Origin of the sequence: Sulfitobacter sp. HI0129, from assembly GCF_001635395.1 — a bacterium.
Classification (GTDB): domain Bacteria; phylum Pseudomonadota; class Alphaproteobacteria; order Rhodobacterales; family Rhodobacteraceae; genus Sulfitobacter.
This window is the reverse complement of the sequence record NZ_LWGH01000123.1, coordinates 1-226: the sequence shown is the minus strand read 5'-3', so window position 1 is coordinate 226 and position 226 is coordinate 1. Positions and strand designations below refer to the sequence as shown.

At 60.6% G+C, this 226-nt stretch carries 1 pseudogene; it reads right to left on the bottom strand.

What is annotated here, in order from left to right:
• Nucleotides 1-226: pseudogene (locus A3764_RS01205) on the bottom strand (cytochrome C); the annotation flags it as partial.

Here is a 226-nt window from a genome sequence, read left to right as displayed (position 1 = left end):
CCATCAGTCGTCAGCATGGAATTCGGCAGGAAGTCGAACTCGAGCATGTAGGCGACGAGAGCGTCCAGCATGAAGGGCGTCGGTTCATTCCCGCCGAACTCGTTGACGATCACGTTGCGGGTAAAATCGCGCAGGGAGGCGAAACGGCCATCGCGGCCGTAAGGACCGGTAAAACGCAAGCCGCGCAGGCTCGGAATGTCGAGCGGGTCGTCACGCCGGTCATTGA